Source organism: Caballeronia sp. dw_19 (genome assembly GCF_018449515.1).
Classification (GTDB): Bacteria; Pseudomonadota; Gammaproteobacteria; order Burkholderiales; family Burkholderiaceae; genus Caballeronia.
The window spans coordinates 318,184-339,164 of the sequence record NZ_JAAVUQ010000007.1; the positions used below are offsets into that span (position 1 = coordinate 318,184).

General features: G+C 58.1%; 19 protein-coding genes. 4 read left to right on the forward strand and 15 right to left on the reverse strand.

The genetic code is table 11. The annotated features are described in order from the left end of the window. Positions 1–20: 20 nt before the first annotated feature. The gene (locus HB376_RS13310; protein ID WP_213764108.1) at positions 21–1,016 is read left to right on the forward strand and encodes an ABC transporter permease; all 996 of its coding nucleotides are present in this window, start codon (positions 21–23) and stop codon (positions 1,014–1,016) included. 219 nt (positions 1,017–1,235) lie between these two features. After that, positions 1,236–2,231 (forward strand): sugar-binding protein, encoded by a 996-nt coding sequence (locus HB376_RS13315; RefSeq protein WP_213764109.1) that lies wholly within the window; start codon positions 1,236–1,238, stop codon positions 2,229–2,231. Positions 2,232–2,479: 248 nt separating this feature from the next. On the opposite strand, the gene HB376_RS13320 is transcribed toward HB376_RS13315, so the two are convergent. The 12 genes from HB376_RS13320 to HB376_RS13375 all read right to left on the reverse strand — a co-directional run bounded on the left by HB376_RS13320 (position 2,480) and on the right by HB376_RS13375 (position 14,738). Next, the gene (locus HB376_RS13320; protein ID WP_213764110.1) at positions 2,480–2,878 is read right to left on the reverse strand and encodes an SDR family oxidoreductase; all 399 of its coding nucleotides are present in this window, start codon (positions 2,876–2,878) and stop codon (positions 2,480–2,482) included. 11 nt (positions 2,879–2,889) lie between these two features. After that, positions 2,890–5,094 (reverse strand): OsmC domain/YcaO domain-containing protein, encoded by a 2,205-nt coding sequence (locus tag HB376_RS13325; protein WP_213764111.1) that lies wholly within the window; start codon positions 5,092–5,094, stop codon positions 2,890–2,892. Positions 5,095–5,335: 241 nt separating this feature from the next. Next, a complete protein-coding gene (locus HB376_RS13330; RefSeq protein ID WP_213764112.1) occupies positions 5,336–6,067 on the reverse strand; it encodes a Fic family protein in 732 nt (243 codons plus the stop codon). Continuing rightward, complete coding sequence (locus HB376_RS13335) at positions 6,021–6,725, reverse strand: hypothetical protein (protein ID WP_213764113.1); 705 nt, start codon at positions 6,723–6,725, stop codon at positions 6,021–6,023. Before HB376_RS13335 ends, HB376_RS13330 begins: the two co-directional genes overlap by 47 nt. A gap of 397 nt (positions 6,726–7,122) precedes the next feature. Next, entirely contained in the window at positions 7,123–7,809 is a 687-nt protein-coding gene (locus HB376_RS13340; protein WP_255631311.1) for a hypothetical protein, read from the reverse strand. Then, complete coding sequence (locus HB376_RS13345; protein WP_213764114.1) at positions 7,806–9,095, reverse strand: HipA domain-containing protein; 1,290 nt, start codon at positions 9,093–9,095, stop codon at positions 7,806–7,808. The genes HB376_RS13340 and HB376_RS13345 overlap by 4 nt, the downstream gene beginning before the upstream one ends. Then, positions 9,092–9,586, reverse strand: a complete 495-nt coding sequence (locus HB376_RS13350) for a helix-turn-helix transcriptional regulator (protein WP_213764115.1) — start codon at positions 9,584–9,586, stop codon at positions 9,092–9,094. The genes HB376_RS13345 and HB376_RS13350 overlap by 4 nt, the downstream gene beginning before the upstream one ends. Positions 9,587–9,638: 52 nt before the next feature. Continuing rightward, on the reverse strand, positions 9,639–11,219 hold the full coding sequence (gene guaA / locus HB376_RS13355; RefSeq protein WP_213764116.1) for a glutamine-hydrolyzing GMP synthase: 1,581 nt from the start codon (positions 11,217–11,219) through the stop codon (positions 9,639–9,641). 238 nt (positions 11,220–11,457) lie between these two features. Continuing rightward, positions 11,458–12,288 (reverse strand): hypothetical protein, encoded by an 831-nt coding sequence (locus HB376_RS13360; RefSeq protein WP_213764117.1) that lies wholly within the window; start codon positions 12,286–12,288, stop codon positions 11,458–11,460. 2 nt (positions 12,289–12,290) lie between these two features. Then, a complete protein-coding gene (gene guaB / locus HB376_RS13365) occupies positions 12,291–13,751 on the reverse strand; it encodes an IMP dehydrogenase (protein ID WP_213764118.1) in 1,461 nt (486 codons plus the stop codon). 223 nt (positions 13,752–13,974) lie between these two features. Continuing rightward, entirely contained in the window at positions 13,975–14,304 is a 330-nt protein-coding gene (locus HB376_RS13370; RefSeq protein ID WP_213764119.1) for an RnfH family protein, read from the reverse strand. Further along, a complete protein-coding gene (locus tag HB376_RS13375; RefSeq protein WP_031364028.1) occupies positions 14,304–14,738 on the reverse strand; it encodes a type II toxin-antitoxin system RatA family toxin in 435 nt (144 codons plus the stop codon). Before HB376_RS13375 ends, HB376_RS13370 begins: the two co-directional genes overlap by 1 nt. Positions 14,739–14,837: 99 nt before the next feature. On the opposite strand from HB376_RS13375, the gene smpB reads away from it, so the two are divergent. Further along, positions 14,838–15,287: an SsrA-binding protein SmpB gene (gene smpB / locus HB376_RS13380; protein WP_031364027.1), complete on the forward strand. Its 450-nt coding sequence runs from the start codon at positions 14,838–14,840 to the stop codon at positions 15,285–15,287. An 87-nt stretch (positions 15,288–15,374) separates the two neighbouring features. Here smpB and HB376_RS13385 read toward each other — a convergent pair whose 3' ends face one another. The 3 genes from HB376_RS13385 to ppsA all read right to left on the reverse strand — a co-directional run bounded on the left by HB376_RS13385 (position 15,375) and on the right by ppsA (position 19,328). After that, complete coding sequence (locus tag HB376_RS13385; protein ID WP_213764120.1) at positions 15,375–16,316, reverse strand: stomatin-like protein; 942 nt, start codon at positions 16,314–16,316, stop codon at positions 15,375–15,377. 81 nt (positions 16,317–16,397) lie between these two features. Next, positions 16,398–16,826, reverse strand: coding sequence for an NfeD family protein (locus tag HB376_RS13390; RefSeq protein WP_213764121.1), 429 nt, complete (start codon positions 16,824–16,826; stop codon positions 16,398–16,400). A gap of 96 nt (positions 16,827–16,922) precedes the next feature. Further along, a complete protein-coding gene (gene ppsA, locus HB376_RS13395) occupies positions 16,923–19,328 on the reverse strand; it encodes a phosphoenolpyruvate synthase (protein WP_213764122.1) in 2,406 nt (801 codons plus the stop codon). Positions 19,329–19,933: 605 nt separating this feature from the next. On the opposite strand from ppsA, the gene HB376_RS13400 reads away from it, so the two are divergent. Next, positions 19,934–20,752, forward strand: a complete 819-nt coding sequence (locus HB376_RS13400; protein ID WP_213764123.1) for a pyruvate, water dikinase regulatory protein — start codon at positions 19,934–19,936, stop codon at positions 20,750–20,752. Positions 20,753–20,981 lie beyond the last annotated feature (229 nt).

The window sequence follows — 20,981 nt, forward strand, 5'->3', positions numbered from 1 at the left end:
CGCAGGAACGGCCTACGCCAATGTCGGCATTGCTGGATAACCCGCAAGCCGCGAGCACCCATACCCGCTGGACGGGGCTGATGGCGAGCCAGGTGTTCTGGGTGGTGCTCGCCACCATCGTCGCCTGTATCGTGCTCTCGTTCGTCACCTCGACCTTTGCGACGCAGCAGAACCTCTTCAACGTCACGCGCAACTTCGCCTTTGTCGCAATCGTCGCGCTTGGCATGATGGCCGTGATCATCACGGGCGGCATCGACATTTCGGTCGGCTCGACTATCGGCTTGAGCGGTATCGTCCTCTCGGTGGTCATGAATGCCGGCTACCCGATCTGGGCCGGCATCGGCATGGGGCTCTTGACCGCAGGACTCGTCGGCCTCGTGAACGGTCTGCTTATCGCCTATCTCGACATGCAGCCTTTCGTCGTGACGCTCGGCATGCTGAGCGTTGGCCGCAGCCTCGCGCTGGTGTTCTCCGGCAGCCGGACGATTTTCGATTTCGGTCCCGACGGCAGCAAGCTCCTTGCGCTCGGCGGCGGCAAGACCTTCGGCCTCGCCAATCCGGTGTGGTTCCTGATTGTCCTCGCCGTGCTTTTCTGGTTCGCTTTTGCGTGGACGCGCTGGGGCCGCTACGTCTTCGCGGTCGGCGGCAACCGCCATGCGGCGAGACTCACCGGCGTTCCGGTGCGTCGCATCATCTGTTCCGTCTATGTGCTCGCCGGCCTCATGGCGGGCGTCGCGGCGATCCTCGAAGTCGGCTGGCTCGGCGCGGTGACAACCGGCCTTGGCACCGGCGACGAATTGCGCGTGATCGCCGCGACCGTGATCGGCGGCACCAATCTCATGGGCGGCATCGGCAGCGCCTTCGGGACCGTCGTCGGCGCCGCACTTATCGAAGTCATCCGCAATAGCCTGATCCTGCTCGGCGTCGACTCGTTCTGGCAGGGGACGGTCGTGGGTGCATTCATCATCGTCGCCGTGCTGTTTAACCGGCTCGGCGGCGAGCGGCAAGGAGATTGAAATGTCTTCGGGGGCACTAGCCGCGATACGGCCGGTGCCTGGAGGGACGGCCGGACAAGATGCGGAACTGCCGGACGCTGGGGTTCAGAAACGCGAGGTTCTGCGGGAAGGATAAAGCGCGGACACGGGCTTTCCTTGCGATTATTACGACAATCGTGCAAGCAGACATGGGCACCGTAGAGCCCACGCCGACAGCTTGGCATGGGACCGGAGGCAACAATGAAGAAAATGTTGATGTGTCTTGCTGCGATCGGAGGGCTTGCCATGCTGGCCTCCTCTTCCGCCTTCGCAGCCGATAAGACCCTGGCGCTGGTGGTAAAGGGACTCGACAACCCCTACTTCGACCTCATGCATCAGGGATGCGAGCGGGCGAACAAGGAACTCAAAAACCAGGGCTATACGTGCTACTACACCGGTCCCGCGACGGCGGCGGACGAAAGCGCTGAAGTGCAAATCATTGACGACCTTCTGACCAAGGGCGTGTCGGGGATGGCGATCTCGCCCGCGAACGCCCCGGCCGTGGCCGAAGAGTTGCGCCGCCGCAATGTGACGATCCCGGTCATCACCGCAGATGCCGATTTGTTGCCGAAGGACGCCTCGCTCCGAAAAACCTACGTCGGCACCGACAATTATGAACTGGGCGTCAAGCTCGGCGAGCAGTTGAAGTTGTTGATGCCGAAGGGCGGGAATGTCTGCCTTGTCATGGGCAATCCGGCGGCCGAGAACATCAACCAGCGCGCCCAGGGTACGCGCGACGCGCTCTCCGGCAAGAAGGGAATCGCGAAGCTCTCGGGAGAAAACGGTTGGCATGAGATCAGCGCCTGCCCGCTCTACGTGAACGACGACGCCGCCAAGGCGAACCAGATGATGCAGGACACGCTGACCGCCAACGCCACCGGTCTCGATGCCTTCGCGCTCGAGGGCGGCTGGGCGCTGTTTGCGCCGCAGGCCTATTCGCAAGTCGTAGCTCCTATCATGGACAAGATCCAGAGCGGCAAGTTCGTGATCGTCTCGGCCGATACGCTCGGACCGGAACTGCAGGCTCTCAAGGATCACAAGGTCAATGTCCTCGTTGGCCAGCGGCCGGAAGAAATGGGCTATCAGGCAGCGATGGTCATGCGTGACCTCGCGCAAGGAAAGACGGTGAAGCCGGTCATCCACACCGGCCTTGACACCTGCACCTGGAAGAACGCCGACACCTGCCTCAAGCATTGAAGACCGGGAGGATCCATTGCAAAGAGGGATGCGGGAGCCGAGGCAGCGTTGACTCGGCCCCGTCACGCGGCTTTATGTTGTCGAACAGGCGGTTCATGAAGCCCGCCTGCGTCAGGCCCGCTTTCCTTGAGCGAGGTCGATCAGATCGTCAAGCAGGTGAACCGGTCAAAGCGAGCGGCGCGGCGACGATAACCAAGCCCTTTCGGAACATTTTCTCCAACATAAAAAATCGCCTGATACTGCTCCGGTCACAACGCAAAACCTCCATCGATCGTCAGGCTGGACCCCGTCATGTATGTGGCCTCTTCGCTCGCGAGATAGGAAACAAGTGCCGCGATCTCGGTGGGCTGCCCCACGCGCCGCAGCGGCACCATCTCGGCAAGCCGCGAGATCATGCCGGCGGTGATGTCGGTCTCGATCGGACCTGGCTGGATGTTGTTCACGATGATCCGGCGCGGCGCGAGATCGAGCGCGATGCCCTTCACCATGGTCGCCACAGCGGCTTTAGTTGTCGCGTAAACCGTCGAGCCCGGGAAGCTCGAGCGAACCGCCGTGTTGCTGCCGATAGCACGCCGGCACAGATGGTCGCCCGGGTATCCAACATGCGCTTGTGCTGGAGGATGAACGGCATCATCGCATCCAGCCATGACTCGTAACGCTAACTCGCTGTAGCCGCCACACTGGCCCGCGCCTTATGCAATTTCTTGTAACTGTCGATCAAGCGGTGGTGCCTATCCAGACCCTCCAGTTTCATACTCGTTGGCGTGAGCCCGTAGAAGCGTACGCTGCCGTCCACTGACCCCATTGCCGCGTCCATCCGAGCGTTGCCAAACATGCGACGGAAGTTGATCGCGTAGTCGTCCAGTTCCAGGTCGTCATCGAGCAGCACCTCCAGCACCACATTCAAGGCCTGGTAAAACAATCCGCGCTCGACCGTGTTGTCGTTGTATTGCAGGAAGGCACCTACCAGCTCTTGTGCCTCCTCAAATTGCTTCAAAGCGAGATGAATCAGCAGCTTCAACTCGAGGACGGTTAGCTGTCCCCATTCCGTATTCTCGTCAAACTCGATGCCGATCAAAGTGGCAATATCGGAGTGCTCATCCAGTTCATTGTTATCCAGCCGCTCAAGCAATGCTGCCAGGCCGGTATCGTCCAGGCGATGCAAGTTCAAGATATCGGCGCGGAACAACAGCGCCTTGTTTGTGTTATCCCAGATCAAATCCTCGACCGGATAAACTTCCGAATACCCGGGCACCAAAATCCGGCAGGCCACGGCGCCCAGTTGGTCATACACTGCCGTGTACACCTCTTTGCCCATGTCTTCGAGAATGCCGAACAACGTTGCGGCTTCCTCGGCATTGGAGTTTTCACCCTGGCCAGAAAAATCCCATTCAACAAACTCGACATTCGCTTTGGCGCTGAAAAAGCGCCACGACACCACACCGCTCGAATCAATGAAGTGCTCTACGAAGTTATTGGGCTCAGTCACAGCGTTACTGACAAAGGTGGGCTGGGGTAAATCGTTCAGGCCTTCAAAACTGCGCCCCTGTAGCAACTCGGTAAGACTCCGTTCCAGCGCCACCTCAAAGCTTGGGTGTGCGCCGAACGAGGCAAAGACGCCGCCTGTTCGCGGGTTCATCAACGTGACGCACATCACAGGGTAGGTCCCACCCAGCGACGCATCCTTGACCAGCACCGGAAAGCCCTGCTCTTCCAACCCCTGAATCCCGGCCAGAATGCCGGGGTATTTCGCCAGCACTTCGTGCGGCACATCAGGCAATGCGATTTCACCTTCCAGAATTTCACGCTTTACCGCTCGTTCGAAAATTTCGGACAGACATTGCACCTGCGCTTCGACCAGCGTATTACCCGCACTCATGCCATTGCTGACGAACAGGTTTTCGATCAGGTTGGACGGAAAATACACCACTTCGCCGTCCGACTGCCGCACAAACGGCAGCGAACAGATACCGCGCTGCACATTGCCGGAGTTGGTGTCATACAGATGCGAGCCACGCAACTCGCCATCGGGATTATAAATTTCCAGGCAGTACGCATCCAGAATTTCAGCCGGCAGCGCATCCTTACGGCCAGGCTTGAACCAGCGCTCGCTCGGATAATGTACAAACGCCGCATTGGCAATGTCTTCGCCCCAAAACGTGCCGGCGTAGAAATGATTGCAATTCAGTCGCTCGATATACTCTCCCAATGCCGACGCCAACGCGCCTTCCTTGGTCGCGCCCTTGCCATTGGTAAAACACATCGGCGAGTGCGCATCGCGGATATGCAGCGACCACACATTGGGAACAAGATTGCGCCACGAAGCGATTTCAATCTTGATGCCCAAGCTCGCCAAAACGCCCGACATATTGGCGATGGTTTGCTCCAACGGCAGATCCTTGCCCGCAATATAGGTGCTGGCGTCAGAAGCCGGCTTCGACATCAGCAAGGACTGAGCATCGGCATCCAGGTTCTCCACCTCTTCGATGACAAACTCCGGTCCGGCTTGCACCACTTTTTTCACCGTACAACGGTCGATGGAGCGCAAAATACCTTGACGGTCTTTGGCAGAGATATCCGCCGGCAACTCAACCTGAATCTTGAAAATCTGTTGGTACCGGTTTTCCGGATCAACAATATTATTCTGCGACAGGCGGATATTTTCGGTAGGAATATTGCGAGTTACGCAGTACAACTTCACAAAGTAAGCTGCACACAGGGCCGATGAGGCCAGGAAATAATCGAAGGGACCAGGCGCCGAGCCATCGCCCTTATAACGGATAGGCTGGTCGGACACTACCGTGAAGTCATCGAACTTGGCTTCAAGGCGTAGCTTATCGAGAAAGTTGACTTTAATTTCCATGGGGAAATTCCAAAAATGGTGCTCAAAACAAAATATAAAGCCCTGTAAAAAACAGGGCTTTAATAGTTAATCAACTAGCGAATGATGTTTCCTGGCGGGAATTCTACTCCACTCGATTGTCGATTCAACGGCTGGAGCCTTGTGGAGAGGGGTAAATTGACGTGCCATTCGACGATCGGCAACATGTCTTCGCCACATGTGTACGTGTGTTGAACTCTCAGTTGAGGGCGCGGCATGCCGCTCAATTCTCGCCACGCGCGCGCTTCAACTCGAGGTAGTTGTGGTTTGCCTCAGCATCGTCCGCCCGATACGCGATGTTCGGAGCAACGCTCCCGTCCTCTCCGTTAAGACCCGGCAATGACAGGAGGTGGTCTCGGAGATCGCCCCGGGAAACGGAAGCGGCCATCAATGGAAGGAGATACGCGTCAAGGTGCTTGCCTTGCGGATTTTCCAGTTCCCGGGTAAGCGATTCCAGGTAATCCCCCTTCCGGGACACATTCCAGTTAATGGCGAAGCCTGCGCGGTGGCAAAGCTCCGCGTGGACGAGAAGCATGGTACGACCGTTCCCGTCCAGAAAAGGATGGCCCCAAGCGAAAGCGCCCATGACCATCCCCGACTTTTCACGCATCGCCTTTGGATTGTTGCCGGCCGACAGGCCCCATTCAACGGCACGCTGGCACAACTCCGACGCTTCGAACTGTATTCTCTGCCCCTTCCCGACCAGTCGTCCGACACCGAGAGCATGACGATCCTGGCCTGCCCAAGGGTAAAACTCACTAAACAGGATCCGGTGAACCTCAAGGAAGTCCACGTACGTAATCGAACCTTTGATGACATGAAGGTACGCCAATGCCGCCTCGAGGTTCGACTCGAAGAATCCGTGTTCTATGTACTTGATTTCATCCAGATCCGTGATGCTGTCGACGTTACGCAGGTAACCCTTGGTTTCGTAGTCCCCGAACGGATCGAACACACTTGACTTCCCTCATGTGGTTTGCCATCAATCGGGCAAACTGCCGACCATTAATCCGATCCTGTTTCTTGAGCGCAACCAGCAGCTTACCTGTCAGATCGAGCTTGACATCGTCCCCCGCCGCTCGCGTCACTGCCTCGGCGAAATCATCGAGGCCCGAGCGCTGGTATTGAACGCCGTAGGCTTGCGCGAGCCGTTCGACAAACTTCCCGACGTTTTGTGTTGGCAGCTTGTCGACATCTGCAGGTAGCCTGGGGACGGCGCCCATTTGCGGTCTTTCGCGTTGACCGACATACCGCACCCGGATGTTATCCCAGCCTAGCTTGCGAGAAATCCGACTCGCGCCGGTGTCAACCAGGCAAACGGAGCGACCGTTTTCGTGCTGGATTGTGACATTAAGCACCGCGACACCCAGTTTCCCGAGCGCCTCGCGCAACAGCATGTCATAACCAACGGCAAATCGCGTGTCGCCTTCCGGATCCGGACTGGTCTTGGCATAAACACCCGCTCCAAGTCGAACCAGGCGTCCATTGGCAACGAGGTGCTGAAGCGCAGCGCTAAGGTGCGACGAACTCCCCAAGCCAGCCAGTTCACGTCGAAGCACGACATTACCCGACCGCTTCTTCAGCGACATCAAAAGCTTACCGTCCAGGTTCATCAGTCACCTCTAAGGCCGGCGTACAAGGTTCCATTATAACTCACCTTAAAACTCTTAACAAACAATGAGTTACAGACACAAAACCTGCCGAACCAACAGCATGTTTCGTCGACTGGACGGCCGCTACCCGGGCTTCTCGCAGTCGTTCATGAAGCGTCGGCGATCCGCATTGCACTGGCTAGACCGCCACAAGTCGCTCATCCCAACGCCACCGCCACAATCGTGCATTCGGCGCATACCGTCGGCCCTACCGTCATTTGCGGCACACATTCGGCCAGCCGCCTCCCGAATCGTCGAGAATTCGCTTATCTAGCAATGACTTACAACGAGAGAAATAGCAAAGAAAGTTTTGTGACAGATCGCATAAACCATTGATTTTATTATGATTTTTTAAAACCTACTCCCACTCGATTGTCGATTCGATGCTGAAGCCTTGCGTGGACGGCGCTTCCACCGCTCGCGTGACATTGATACCGTTAGCTATACCGAAGATTCCTGCAGGCATCCACCGGCTTTCATCCAACCGTATCGGACAATGGATGCCGCTATTTTTCGCAAAATCGCCATGATGAGGCATGTCAATAACCGCATTGACCAGTTCCAGCAACAATAGATCCGAACCGAAGCGGCGATAGCGGATCAGCTCTACATTGCGGTTGATCTGCTGCACGGCATGCGCATCGTATTTGGTGAAGTCGGCTGCAATACAGAGCAGACGCGGGACGCTCCAATCGATTAGAGCTGCAGTCGCGTGTCCGAGTTTCTCCATAACCAGCAGCTTGAACTCGGCCTGATGGTCCATCAGCCAGTCCAAATAAAACAGACCTTGATTGATGACGTTCTCGCCGACGGACCGTTTGTATTCAAGTATTACTGGGCCGTCGTTTTCATCCAATCCTAATGAGTCGATGCGACCGGCATGGGTCTTTCCGGTCGCATACTCACTGGCCAAGAAGCGAATACCGAGGAGCGGTTCGAGATTATTCTCGATCAGGGTCTGCAGCGGCTTTTCCAGGTCAGAGGCCTGCCCTTCCAGTTCCGTGGCTACACCTGCGGCCAAATTAAAAAGTTTGATGTCGCTCATTTCTTAATCCTGTACTCAGACGCAGAGAAGGCATCTGCGAGACGCCGTTGTTCCTGAGCAGAAATACCTAGCGAGTCGGCAATGATTCGCCACTGCGATACGACCTGTTGCTGCCGTTCGATGATGTCGTTCGCGTCCCCAACAGTGATTCGGAAATACGGTGCCACCGACCGCGCCAATTCCGGATCCATGGCGTTGTCGACCTCGCTGATATTGAGCTTGAGCCCATGTGCATGAGGCACTGGGTTCATGTCGAACGCAGGGGACAGCCGCCACCCCCTGCCTGAGTCGAGTAGGAATCCGTGGTTGCGCAGATGATCGTCAGTGTTCGAAACCAGCAGGTTGAAGACAATGCGCGACCACAGTTCGCGCAGGTCAACGCCCGTCTGTGCCCCCTCGGTCATCAATACGCGAGCAATTTCCAGATAGCTGGCGCCGGTCGAAGCGTCATCGCCATCCTGGTGGTCGGTTAAATTCATTGCAGAGGCAAAGTGCAGACGTCGGCTGTCCGCAGTGCGATCGAAACGCTTGACGAGGAACGTGTGATGCGGGCTACCGAAGCGACGTACCAGCGCGTCGGGCACGTTCAGGCCGGACGCCTTGGCCAGCGTATGTACAACCATTTCCCAAGCGCCAACGTTGTGTTCATCGCGTACGCTTGGAAACTTGGCCATCCACAAATGACCCTGCGGGTCGACAACGCTGGCCTTTGGGCGAGCTCCACCCAGGGACCCGCCGGGAGCGATGAGCATGCGTAGCCATTCATCGGCTTGACGGTCAGTGTTGTCTTCGTCGCGCTCTAGCGCCAGGCTTGCGGCTTCCAGGGCGCGCAGTTGCACGAATGGCGGTGCAGCAATATTGTGCTGATCGTCGAGGAAAGTGCCGTCTGCGTTGCGGCGAAAACGTAAAGCACCGACGCGGTACGTGTCATGCACGCCCAGCAGGTAGTCGGACTCGTAGAGCCGTGACTTGGGATCGGTCAAGCCTGCACGCTGCGCCCGCTCCAGACGACGGCGCATCAGCAGGCGGCCCCAGCGGTCGGGGCTGGCGTCGGCGAAAGTGCCGAAAGTGTCTTGGCCCTGCCCCGGGTATTGGCGGCCTTCGAACAGGCCGAGTCGGGGATCAAGCCGAAGGTTAGCCAAATCCCGGCACCTCAGAAAAGCGGAATCGAACTCAAAGTCGAATATTTCCTTGGCTGCCGTGCGGTGGGTATAGAGGCGACCCAGCAACAACGGGGCTGACAGGCCAACCCAATCGCCGTGGACGGCGATGAAGTCGTCGCTCATCTCCCCCCCTGCTTTTTCTTGGCTGGCTTCGGGGCCTTGATGAGTGCGGCAAGAGTGTCTGCGCTTACGAAATCGCTGCCGGGGGTCCAATCGGCGGAGCCATTCGGTAGGAAGTCGGCCTCCGTTTCGACAGATGACGGGCTGGGCGCCGTCGCAGACTGCTTTGGTAGAGCTTGCGCGTTGAGGGATGCCTTTCGGGTCTGGCGCGGCAAGGCTGCGTCCTGTAGGCCGCGACCCAAGAGATCTTCCTTAAGCATTAGATCGAGGTCGTGCTCAACTCCCAAGACCTGCATCACCGACAGATAGGCACCGATCGTGACGCCGGAGCTACCACGCTCCAGGCTACGCAGCGTGACCGTGGTCATCCCTGCCCGTTCAGCCACTTGCTTCGCAGTTAAGTGCCTGCGCAGTCGAGCCAAGCGCAACCGATCTCCGAATTGCTGCAGTCGCAGTTCGGTAGCAGGAAGCAAGGGAGCAGTTTTTTTGGCCATAAAGTCAATATTACAACCTTATCAAGCCAAAAAGGAAAAAATATTATCCTTTTTACTCCCACTCAATCGTAGCCGGCGGTTTCCCCGAAATATCGTAAACAACGCGATTAATCCCGCGAACCTCGTTAATAATCCGGTTCGAAACATGCCCTAACAGCTCATGCGGCAGGTGTGCCCATTGCGCGGTCATGAAGTCCAGCGTTTGCACGGCCCGGAGAGCAACCACATACTCATAAGTCCGCCCATCGCCCATCACACCCACGCTTTTCACCGGCAAAAACACCGCAAAGGCCTGACTGGTCAGCTCATACCACGACTTGCCCGACTCCTTATCAAACGTATTCCTCAACGTTTCGATAAAAATCGCATCCGCATGACGCAGCAATTCAGCGAACTCCTTCTTCACCTCGCCCAAAATCCGCACGCCCAATCCCGGTCCCGGGAACGGATGCCGATAAACCATCGCGGGAGGCAGCCCCAGCTTCACGCCCAACTCCCGCACTTCGTCCTTGAACAATTCGCGCAACGGCTCAAGCAACTTCAAATTCAGCGTCTCGGGCAAACCACCCACGTTGTGATGGCTCTTGATCGTGTGGCCCTTCTTGCCCTTGCCCGCCGACTCGATCACATCCGGATAAATCGTCCCTTGCGCGAGCCACTTCGCGTCCTTCAGCTTGTTGGCTTCCGTCTGGAACACTTCAACGAACTCAGCGCCAATAATCTTCCGCTTCGCCTCAGGATCGGTCACCCCGGCAAGCTTCGATAAAAACACGTCGCTGGCGTCAACATGAATCACCTTCACGCCGAGGTGATCGGCGAACGTTGTCATGACCTGCTCGGCTTCATTCAACCGCAGCAAACCATGGTCAACAAAAACACACGTCAATTGCGCCCCGATCGCACGATGCAAAAGCGCCGCCGCCACCGACGAATCCACGCCGCCCGACAACCCCAGGATCACGTGCTCATCGCCGACTTGCAAACGAATCTTCTCAACCGCTTCATCGATGTAATGCCCCATCTCCCAGTCCGGCCGCGCACCGCACAACTCGAGCACGAAGCGGTCGAGCATCGCGCGTCCCTGCACGGTGTGCGTGACTTCCGGATGCCACTGGAGGCCGTAGAAATGGCGCTCGTCGTCGGCCATCGCGGCGATCGGGCAAGACGGCGTCGATGCCATCAGCTTGAATCCGACCGGCATGTCAGACACCTTGTCGCCGTGGCTCATCCACACTTTCAGCATGCCGTGACCTTCGGCCGTCTGGAAGTCTTCGATGCCGTTCAGGAAGCTCGTATGGTTATGCGCCCGCACTTCGGCATAACCGAATTCGCGGACATTGCCGAGTTCAACCTTGCCGCCGAGTTGTTCGGCCATCGTCTGCATGCCGTAGCAAATGCCGAGCACCGGCACGCCGAGATCGAAGACAACATGCGGCGCACGCGGCGACCCGAGTTCGGTGACCGAGTTCGGGCCGCCCGACAAGATGATGCCCTTCGGCGCGAACTCGCGGATGAACGCGTCGTCCACGTCGTACGGATGGATCTCCGAATACACATGTGATTCGCGGATGCGTCGTGCGATCAACTGGGTGACTTGGGAGCCGAAATCGAGAATCAGGATCTTGTCGTGCATGGCAGCGGCCGGAAGGCGAGTGAACGGAAAACGGTTGGCAAAGGCGCAAAAACGATAACGCAAGCAGCAGGAACGAGGTCCCACGCATCGCCATCGCGTCACGCAGAAAGTTCAACGGCCGGCGCTGGTTGCCGACCGCAGCAAGACAGATTCATCGATACAACGAAACGCGATGCTCCGTTCCTCGACAGGTGTTCGACCAACCGGCACAGTCGCGAAGAGCTATGCGCGCAAGCCGTCAGCGCGGATCGCGGCGAACCGGATCGATAAACTGGCCGGTAATCGGATCCACCGTTCGACCGGTGACCGGGTCGATCGCGCGACCGGTTTCAGGATCGAGCTTGTGACCGCTGACGGGGTCGAACGCGCGGCCAGTGGCGGGATCCAGCGAGCGCCCCGTGGCAGAGTCGACGACATGTCCGGTCGCCGGATCAAACGCAGTAGCCGATGGCGCCGGCGCAGCGGGACGTGCGGGCGCGAGCGGCGGGATAGCCTCGCCCACAACGGGCTCGATCAACTCACTATCCCAGCGAGGATTGGCCGGTGCATCGGGGTCCGACGATAAAGGCCGCGGCGGCGGAGTCACACGTTCTACACGTTCCTCTACCTTGGTCTTCGCCGCACGTTTCTCGGCGCGCTCAGCCGCAGCAGCCCCGGCCAGAGCCGCGCGCTCGCGCCGCCGCACCGCACCTGACAGCCTCACGCTGCCCAGCCCCAGCACCAGCATGGCCACGCCGACCAACGCCGCAATCACCTGACCAAACCCCGTCAACTCGGGCGTATGCAGCCCGAGCAGCCATACCATCATCACCAGGCCCGACAACCACTCCACATGTCCCGCCACCTTGGCGGCCGTCGCGGTCAAAGCGCCGTCGATAGCAGCATGAACCGCGAGCCACGCAATACCGATCAGCGCGATCCCGAACAACTGTCCGACAAACGGCGGCTGCACGGTCACGAGATGCATCGATGCCCACAAAGCTGTCCATGGCGTGAGCAGGAACAACACGCCAAACGCCAGGAAAATCAGTGCATTGATGACAAGAACAGCGCGCAGCAGCGGTTTCATGGTCATTCCACGTGGTAGTTGGGCGCTTCCTTCGTGATCTGCACGTCGTGCACGTGCGACTCGCGCATGCCGGCGCCCGTGATCTGGACGAATTCGGCCTTGTCGTGCATTTCAGCGATATTGCGGCAGCCGCAATATCCCATGCTCGCCCGCACGCCACCGACCACCTGGAACAGGATCGCGTTGACCGAACCCTTATAGGCGACCTGCCCTTCGATGCCTTCAGGCACGAGCTTGTCGATATTCGCCGAGTTGTCCTGGAAATACCGGTCCGCCGCGCCGTCCTTCATCGCGCCGACCGAACCCATGCCGCGATACGCCTTGAACTGGCGGCCCTGGAACAGAAACACGTCGCCGGGGGATTCTTCCGTGCCAGCAAGCATACTGCCCATCATCACAGCGTCAGCGCCGGCTGCAAGCGCCTTGCTGACATCGCCGGAAAAACGCACGCCGCCGTCAGAGATCACCGGTACGCCCGAGCCGCGCAACGCGTCCGATACGTTAGCCACTGCGGTAATTTGCGGAACGCCAACCCCCGCCACGATCCGCGTCGTACAGATAGAACCCGGGCCGATCCCGACCTTCACGCCATCCGCGCCGTATTCCACGAGCGCCTTGGCAGCCGCAGCCGTGGCGATATTCCCGCCAATCACTTCAATATGCGGATAGTTCTGCTTCACCCAGCGCACGCGTTCAAGCACGCCCTGGCTGTGTCCGTGCGCCGTATCCACCACGATGATGTCCACACCCGCCGCCGACAGCAGCTCAACGCGCTCCTCATTTTCCGGACCCACGCCGACTGCCGCGCCAGCGCGCAGTTTGCCGTGTTCGTCCTTGCAGGCGTCCGGGTGTTCGGTTTGCTTGGTGATGTCCTTGACGGTCATGAGGCCGCGCAATTCGAACGCGTCGTTGACGACCAGCACGCGTTCCAGCCGATGGCTGTGCATCAGCGCCTTCGCTTCGGCGAGCGGCGTGCCTTCCTTGACCGTCACGAGACGTTCACGCGGCGTCATGATCTTGCGCACTTCGTCGTCGAGACGTTCTTCGAAGCGCAAGTCGCGGTTCGTCACGATACCGATCAGCTGCTGCCCTTCGACCACCGGAAAACCGGAAATGCCGTGCTGTTGCGTGAGAGCGATCACGTCGCGCACTTTCATTTGCGGCGGAACGGTGATCGGATCGCGCACCACGCCCGATTCGAAGCGCTTTACTTTCGCGACTTCGCGGGCCTGTTCGGCTGCGGTCAGGTTCTTGTGGATGATGCCGACGCCGCCGAGTTGGGCCATCGCAATAGCGAGCCGGCCTTCGGTGACTGTGTCCATGGCAGCGGACAACAGGGGCATGTTCAGCGAGATCTTTCGGGTAACCTGTGTTTTCAGGCTGGTGTCGCGCGGGAGAACGTTGGAAAACGCGGGCACGAGGAGCACGTCATCGAACGTGAGTGCTTTCTGGATCAGACGCATGGCAAATCCTATGGGCGCAAAACCGAATTATACCGATAGTTCCCCGGATTTTCACTGCCCGAACAGCAGCTTAGGTGGCATTCCTCGTTTTCCGTCGCAATTTTCGGGCCTCGGCCGGGTGGGAGATTTACCTCGCCGTTTCGGTTTTTCGCTCGATTTGCGTTCGATACAAGTTCGGTTTTGCGGATGCCGGCAAGGATGCCGGCATCCAGACGAATCGCCCTTACCGCGCTTCCTTGCGCGTCCACCGCCGCCCTTCAATGGACCCGCCGCGCCGCGTCTTCTCAACCCGCCTTTGCCGCGCCACCTTCGGATCAACCTTCAGCGGCCGATAAATCTCCACCCGATCGTGATCGGCAAGCACCGCATCCAGCGCCTGGATCTTTCCAAAAACGCCCACTTTCTGCACGTTCAGATCGATCTCGGGAAACTGTACGAGCAATCCGCTCGCCTCAATAGCTTGCCGCAGAGTCACACCATCGCCCAGGGAAAGCGCACACACCGCGCTTTTCCCCTCCGGCAACGCATAACAAACCTCAACGGAGAGCGTCATCACTTTCCATACCGCTGATCTGCGCGCTTCACGAACGAATCCACGAACGTGTGCGCAATGTGACTGAACACCGGCCCGATGATCTTCTCGAGAATGATGTTCGAAAACTCGTAATGCAACGCGAACTCGATCTTGCAGGCATCGGCCCGCAACGGCGTGAAGCGCCAGTAACCGGTGAACTTCTTGAAAGGACCGTCCATGAACTCCATATCGATGGTGGTCGGGCGCGTATGCACGTTACGCGTGGCGAAATGCTGCTTGATGCCCTTGAAATTGATGTGGATCTTCGCTTCCATGCTGTGTTCGTCGTGGCGGCCTACTTCCACGCCTCCACACCACGGCAAAAAATTCGGGTAATCGGCGACATCGGTAACGAGGTCGAACATCTGCTCTGCAGAGTGACGGATCAATACAGTTTTCTGGACATCTGCCATAAAGGGCGCAACGCGTGGCAAGAGTGGGAAGCTTTGCGGGCTTTACCTCGCCCGCGCTGCTAAAATCAGGATTTTAAACGAGTTAGGCACTTTTCATTCATGAGCATCATCGACAACAGAAAAGCCTTCTTCGATTACTTCATCGAAGATCGCTACGAGGCGGGGCTCGTGCTGGAAGGGTGGGAAGTCAAGGCGCTCCGGGCCGGCCGCGGCCAGATCAAGGAAGGCTACGTCATCATTCGTGACGGCGAACTGTTCCTGATCGGTGCGCACATCAGCCCGTTGCCGGAAGCATCGACCCATATCCACCCGGACCCGGTCCGCACACGCAAGCTGCTGCTGCACAGCGAAGAAATCTCGAAGCTCATCAGCAAGGTCGAGCAGAAGGGTCATACGCTCGTGCCGCTGAACTTCCACTACAAAGGCGGCCGCGTGAAATGCGAGATCGGCCTCGCGAAGGGCAAGAAGCTCCACGACAAACGCGAAACCGAGAAAAAGCGCGACTGGGAACGCGAAAAAGCGCAAATCATGCGCGGTGCCAAGCATTGAGCACCACCGGCATGATAGTGAGCATATCCAAGCAAAAAAAGGGCGTCGACCATGTAGTCGACGCCCTTTTTTATATGGCCAGCTGAATCAGCTCTTACGAATCACGCCACCACCCGTTCCATCGCCCTTGATGATGCTCAGCGCCGACGCGATCATTGAACTCATCTCCGACAAATTCCCCGGCACGATCAGCGTATTACCCTGCTTCGCGATGTTCCCGAACGCAGTGACATATTGCTCTGCAACCTTCAGGTTCACCGCTTCCATGCCGCCGGCTGTTTGTATCGCCGCACCAATCTTCTCAATTGCCTGAGCATTCGCGACAGCCACCGCCAGAATGGCCGACGCCTCGCCTTCGGCCTGATTGATCTGCGCCTGACGCTCGCCTTCTGACTTATGAATAGCCGCTTCACGCGCGCCCCACGCAATATTGATCTGCTCCTGCTTGCGACCTTCCGACGCAGCAATCACCGCCCGCTTCTCGCGCTCGGCTGTGATTTGCGCCTGCATCGCGTGCAGGATTTCCTTCGGCGGCGTCAAATCCTTGATTTCATAGCGCAGCACCTTCACACCCCAGTTCGCCGCGGCCTGATCGAGCGACGTGACAATGCTGTGATTGATGTAGTCGCGTTCTTCAAAGGTCTTGTCGAGCTCGAGCTTGCCGATCACCGAACGCAGCGTGGTCTGCGACAACTGCGTGATGGCATAGATGAAGTTGCTCGACCCATACGACGCCTTCATGGCGTCGGTCACCTGAAAGTACAGCACGCCGTCCACCTGCAACTGCGTGTTGTCGCGCGTGATACAGACCTGGCTCGGCACTTCCAGTGGAATTTCCTTCAGCACGTGCTTGTAGGCCACGCGATCGACAAACGGCACGACGATGGTCAGCCCCGGCGTGAGGGTCGCGTGATAGCGCCCGAGCCGTTCCAGCACCCATGCGTGTTGCTGCGGCACGATCTTGATCGTCTGCGCGGCAATCGCGATGACGATAATCAACAAAATTGCCCCGATGATAGTCACGTCCATCTCTACTCCTTGTTATGCGTGTCTTACTTGTCGACCGGCTTATGAAAACTTGGCCCGGCCTTAAGCCCGATTTCCATCTTCTCAGCGGGTTGCCGCAACGACCAGCGTGTTGCCGGAAAACGCCGTGATCCTGTACATATGCGCGCCTTCCGTCTCCCCCGGCGCCAATTCAATGTCCCATTCCGCCCCGCGATACAACGCCCTCGCGCGGCCCTCGTGCCACTCGTTCACCTTCAGCGTCTCGCCAATGTCCAGGTTCACGCCCGGATCATGCGATGCATCGCGCCGGGTAACGTGACCCAGCTTCGAGCGCCGCAATACGGTGACAGCGATCATCGCGACCAACGCGGCTACGAGCAACTCGATCTCCAGTCCCGCTCCAAACAAATGCGCGATCCCGCCCGCGACAAAACCCACCGCCACCATCAACAGATAAAACGTGCCGGACATCAACTCGAGCAACACGAGCACCCCGGCGCCGATCCACCAGAAAAGTCCGTTAGCAGCCATGCGATTCTCCAAACAAAAACACCCCGGAACGTCCGGGGTGTTATAGCACGCTTACTGTTTTGAAAGCTTGATACTCTTTCGATACAGCCGCATGTTTTACTTATTCAAAGCTTTGGCCAGCGTCTTCCATGTGTCGATGATCGTGTCCGGATTCAGCGACATCGACTCAATGCCTTCCTTCGCAAGCCATTCGGCGAGATCCGGATGGTCCGACGGGCCCTGACCGCAAATGCCCACGTACTTGTTCAGCCGCAGACAGGTTTCGATCGCGCGCTTCAGCATGAACTTCACAGCCGGGTCGCGCTCATCGAAGTCGATTGCGAGCAACTCCATGCCCGAATCGCGGTCCAGACCCAGCGTGAGCTGCGTCAGGTCGTTCGATCCGATCGAGAAACCGTCGAAGAATTGCAGGAACTCTTCGGCCAAAATGGCGTTCGACGGAATCTCGCACATCATGATCAGCCGCAGGCCATTCACGCCGCGTTTCAGGCCGAATTTCTCGAGCAGGCCAACGACCTTCTCAGCCTGTGCCAGCGTGCGCACGAACGGCACCATGATCTCGACGTTATCGAGGCCCATCTCTTCGCGCACCTTCTTCAATGCGATGCATTCCATCTGGAAGGCTTCGGCGAAGTCCTCCGAGATGTAACGCGATGCGCCACGGAAGCCGAGCATGGGGTTCTCTTCGTCCGGCTCGTAACGCGAACCACCGATCAGCTTCTTGTACTCGTTCGACTTGAAGTCGGACAAGCGTACGATCACCGGCTTCGGATAGAAAGCCGCCGCGATCGTGGCAATGCCTTCCGTCAGCTTGTCGACGTAGAACGCTCGCGGCGATGCATGGCCACGCGCGACGCTTTCCACGGCTTTCTTCAGGTCGGCGTCAACGTTCGGGTACTCGAGAATCGCCTTCGGATGCACGCCGATGTTGTTGTTGATGATGAACTCGAGCCGCGCCAGGCCCACGCCTGCGTTCGGCAGATGCGAGAAGTCGAACGCAAGTTGCGGATTGCCGACGTTCATCATGATCTTGACCGGAATCTCGGGCAATTCGCCGCGCTCGACTTCGGTTACTTCAGTTTCGAGCAGGCCGTCGTAGATCTTGCCTTCGTCGCCTTCCGCGCACGACACCGTCACCAACTGGCCTTCCTTCAGCACATCGGTTGCGTCGCCGCAACCCACCACTGCCGGCACGCCCAGTTCGCGCGCGATGATGGCCGCGTGGCACGTACGTCCGCCGCGATTCGTCACGATAGCCGATGCACGCTTCATCACCGGCTCCCAGTTCGGGTCGGTCATATCGGCCACCAGCACGTCGCCGGGCTGAACACGATCCATCTCTGACGGATCGTGAATCACGCGCACCGGACCTGCGCCAATCTTCTGGCCGATAGCGCGGCCCGTGGCCAGCACGTTCGACTGGCCCTTGAGCTTGAAGCGCATTTCAGCCTTGCCCGCAGCCTGGCTCTTCACCGTTTCAGGACGTGCCTGGAGAATGAAGATCTTGCCGTCGCGACCGTCCTTGCCCCACTCGATATCCATCGGACGCTGATAATGCTTTTCGATGATCACCGCGTACTTCGCGAGCTGGATCACGTCTGCGTCAGTGATGGAAAAGCGGTTGCGCTGCTCGTGCGACACGTCCACCGTCTTCACGCGGCCGGCTTCGCCAGCGTTCGTGAATTCCATCTTGATGAGCTTCGAGCCGATCGAGCGGCGGATGATCGGGTACTTGCCTTGTTCGAGCGTGGTTTTGAAGACGTAGAACTCGTCCGGATTCACGGCGCCCTGCACGACCGTTTCGCCCAGGCCGTAGCTCGACGTAATGAACACGGCGTCCTTGAAACCAGATTCGGTATCGAGCGTGAACATCACGCCGGCCGCGCCCACGTCCGAGCGGACCATGCGCTGCACGCCCGCCGACAACGCGACTTCAGCGTGCGTAAAACCCTTGTGCACCCGATACGAAATAGCGCGGTCGTTATACAGCGACGCGAACACGTGCTTCATGCGATCGAGCACTTCGTCGATGCCGACCACGTTCAGATAGCTTTCCTGCTGACCCGCGAACGATGCGTCCGGCAAGTCTTCAGCAGTCGCCGAAGAGCGCACCGCGAATGACAGCTCTTCCGGCGAGCTGGCCTGAAGCGTGTCGAAGCCTTTGCGAATCAGTTCTTCGAGGCGGGGTTGCATCGGCGCGTCGACGATCCATTGGCGGATTTCCTTGCCGGCTTCGGCCAAGGCTTTCACGTCGTCTACGTCGAAGAGTTCCAGACGTTTGGCGATGCGCTCGGTCAGGTTGTTGTGATGCAGGAAATCGCGAAATGCCTGTGCCGTGGTCGCAAAACCAGTGGGCACCTGAACGCCGGCTTCGGCGAGCTGGCTGATCATCTCGCCGAGCGACGCATTCTTGCCGCCGACAACGTCGACGTCGGTCATTCGCAACTGCTCGAATGGAACTACATACGCTTGGTCCTTTGCAACGTTAGCTTCGTTAGTCATGTAAGCCCCTAAGGTGGATGGAATTCACGATCATGCAAGTGGGCTCGCAGCGGCGGCGCTCATTGGGGGCGCGTACCGCAACCTGCATAACCTGTTTGATAAGCACATGCCGCATGTTTCGATCCACGCGCCGTTTGGGGGCGGGACGTGTCGTGTAGCCACCGAACGTGAGCCCTTCCAAAACCGCGTTGCGATGCTGGAAAACACGACTTCGAAACACATCGATATCGGTTAAAACTGCCCATAAAATCTACGTTTTGTCTCGAAAACGCACGAATGGGCGGTAACTTCCGTGAATCGATGATTAATCGTCCGCAATTGCTTATCGAACAGGTTGCCGCTATTCTACCGTGCTACCTCTGGGAAATGTTTCATCGCGGGGCATAAAAGCGCTGCGTAATGAGACCCTTCACACGTGGATGGTGTGGCGGCGCACATCAGGTGTTTTAGTGGATGCTTAGTTTGGAGTTATTAGCCTGACGCCGTGCCCGGCGCGACGTAGATAAGTGTTCATGCCCAGGCCTTTTGCGTCAATCCGTCCGACCCATTAATCGACCATAATCAGCGTCAATTCATTTCACATAATTTCACGACCCTCAACGCCGATGCCGCCTACCGTATTCATCGTTTCCGATGGCACCGGGATCACTGCCGAGACTTTCGCGCATTCGATCCTGTCCCAGTTCGACCAGAAATTCCGGCTCGTGCGCGTGCCGTTTGTTGACTCGACCGAGAAGGCGCATGCGACCATCGCGAAGATCAACGAGGCGGTGTCACTCGATGGCCGTCGGCCGATTGTATTCACCACGCTGGTGGACAGCGCGTCGAACGAGATCGTGCGGCGGTCGAACGCGCTGGTGCTGAACATGTTCCAGACGTTTATCGAGCCGTTGGAACTGGAACTCGACATCAAGTCGACGCACGCGATGGGCCGGGTCCACCAGAACGCGGATACGGACGAATACAAGAACCGGATCGAGGCGATCAATTTTTCGCTGGCGCACGACGACGGCCAGTCGAATCGGAATCTGTCCGATGCCGATGTGATCCTGGTCGGTGTGTCGCGTAGCGGCAAGACGCCAACGTCGCTTTATCTGGCGATGCAGTACGGAGTGAAAGCGGCAAATTATCCGTTGATTCCGGAAGATTTTGAGCGTGGGCGGTTACCGACGCCGTTGCTGCCGTATCGGGAAAAGATGTTTGGTTTGTCGATCGATCCACAGCGGCTGGCGGAGATTCGCAATGAGCGGCGGCCGGGGAGCAAGTATGCGGCGCTGGAGAACTGCCGCTATGAGATCAACGAAGCCGAAGCGATGATGAAACGCGAAGGGGTCAAGTGGTTATCGTCGACGCATAAGTCGATTGAGGAAATCGCTACGACCATCTTGCAGGAAATCCGCTTGGAACGACCTTCGTACTACTAGTTTTCGCTCGCGCCGGTGGACGGGGTTTTGGGGGCGGGTGGTTTTGGGGTTAGTGGTCGGGGTTAGTGGTCGGGGGCAGTGCCTGGGGTGGTCGGCTCAGGGGTTAACGGTCGGGGTTGGTGCCGGGTTGCTGCTTTCAGTGTTAGCGGTCTGCGAGAGTCGGATTTTCTCTTTATCACTGTTAGCCACTGTGCGTGGCGGCACGTCATTTCTTTGTCCAAAGCGACAA

Bases quoted from the DNA above. Each gene is read 5' to 3' on its own strand.
- HB376_RS13310 (WP_213764108.1), top strand. From the start codon at position 21: ATGTCGGCATTGCTGGATAACCCGCAAGCCGCGAGCACCCATACCCGC.
- HB376_RS13315 (WP_213764109.1), top strand. From the start codon at position 1,236: ATGAAGAAAATGTTGATGTGTCTTGCTGCGATCGGAGGGCTTGCCATG.
- HB376_RS13320 (WP_213764110.1), bottom strand. From the start codon at position 2,878: ATGGCTGGATGCGATGATGCCGTTCATCCTCCAGCACAAGCGCATGTT.
- HB376_RS13325 (WP_213764111.1), bottom strand. From the start codon at position 5,094: ATGGAAATTAAAGTCAACTTTCTCGATAAGCTACGCCTTGAAGCCAAG.
- HB376_RS13335 (WP_213764113.1), bottom strand. From the start codon at position 6,725: ATGAACCTGGACGGTAAGCTTTTGATGTCGCTGAAGAAGCGGTCGGGT.
- HB376_RS13340 (WP_255631311.1), bottom strand. From the start codon at position 7,809: ATGAGCGACATCAAACTTTTTAATTTGGCCGCAGGTGTAGCCACGGAA.
- HB376_RS13345 (WP_213764114.1), bottom strand. From the start codon at position 9,095: ATGAGCGACGACTTCATCGCCGTCCACGGCGATTGGGTTGGCCTGTCA.
- HB376_RS13350 (WP_213764115.1), bottom strand. From the start codon at position 9,586: ATGGCCAAAAAAACTGCTCCCTTGCTTCCTGCTACCGAACTGCGACTG.
- guaA (WP_213764116.1), bottom strand. From the start codon at position 11,219: ATGCACGACAAGATCCTGATTCTCGATTTCGGCTCCCAAGTCACCCAG.
- HB376_RS13360 (WP_213764117.1), bottom strand. From the start codon at position 12,288: ATGAAACCGCTGCTGCGCGCTGTTCTTGTCATCAATGCACTGATTTTC.
- guaB (WP_213764118.1), bottom strand. From the start codon at position 13,751: ATGCGTCTGATCCAGAAAGCACTCACGTTCGATGACGTGCTCCTCGTG.
- HB376_RS13370 (WP_213764119.1), bottom strand. From the start codon at position 14,304: ATGACGCTCTCCGTTGAGGTTTGTTATGCGTTGCCGGAGGGGAAAAGC.
- HB376_RS13375 (WP_031364028.1), bottom strand. From the start codon at position 14,738: ATGGCAGATGTCCAGAAAACTGTATTGATCCGTCACTCTGCAGAGCAG.
- smpB (WP_031364027.1), top strand. From the start codon at position 14,838: ATGAGCATCATCGACAACAGAAAAGCCTTCTTCGATTACTTCATCGAA.
- HB376_RS13385 (WP_213764120.1), bottom strand. From the start codon at position 16,316: ATGGACGTGACTATCATCGGGGCAATTTTGTTGATTATCGTCATCGCG.
- HB376_RS13390 (WP_213764121.1), bottom strand. From the start codon at position 16,826: ATGGCTGCTAACGGACTTTTCTGGTGGATCGGCGCCGGGGTGCTCGTG.
- ppsA (WP_213764122.1), bottom strand. From the start codon at position 19,328: ATGACTAACGAAGCTAACGTTGCAAAGGACCAAGCGTATGTAGTTCCA.
- HB376_RS13400 (WP_213764123.1), top strand. From the start codon at position 19,934: ATGCCGCCTACCGTATTCATCGTTTCCGATGGCACCGGGATCACTGCC.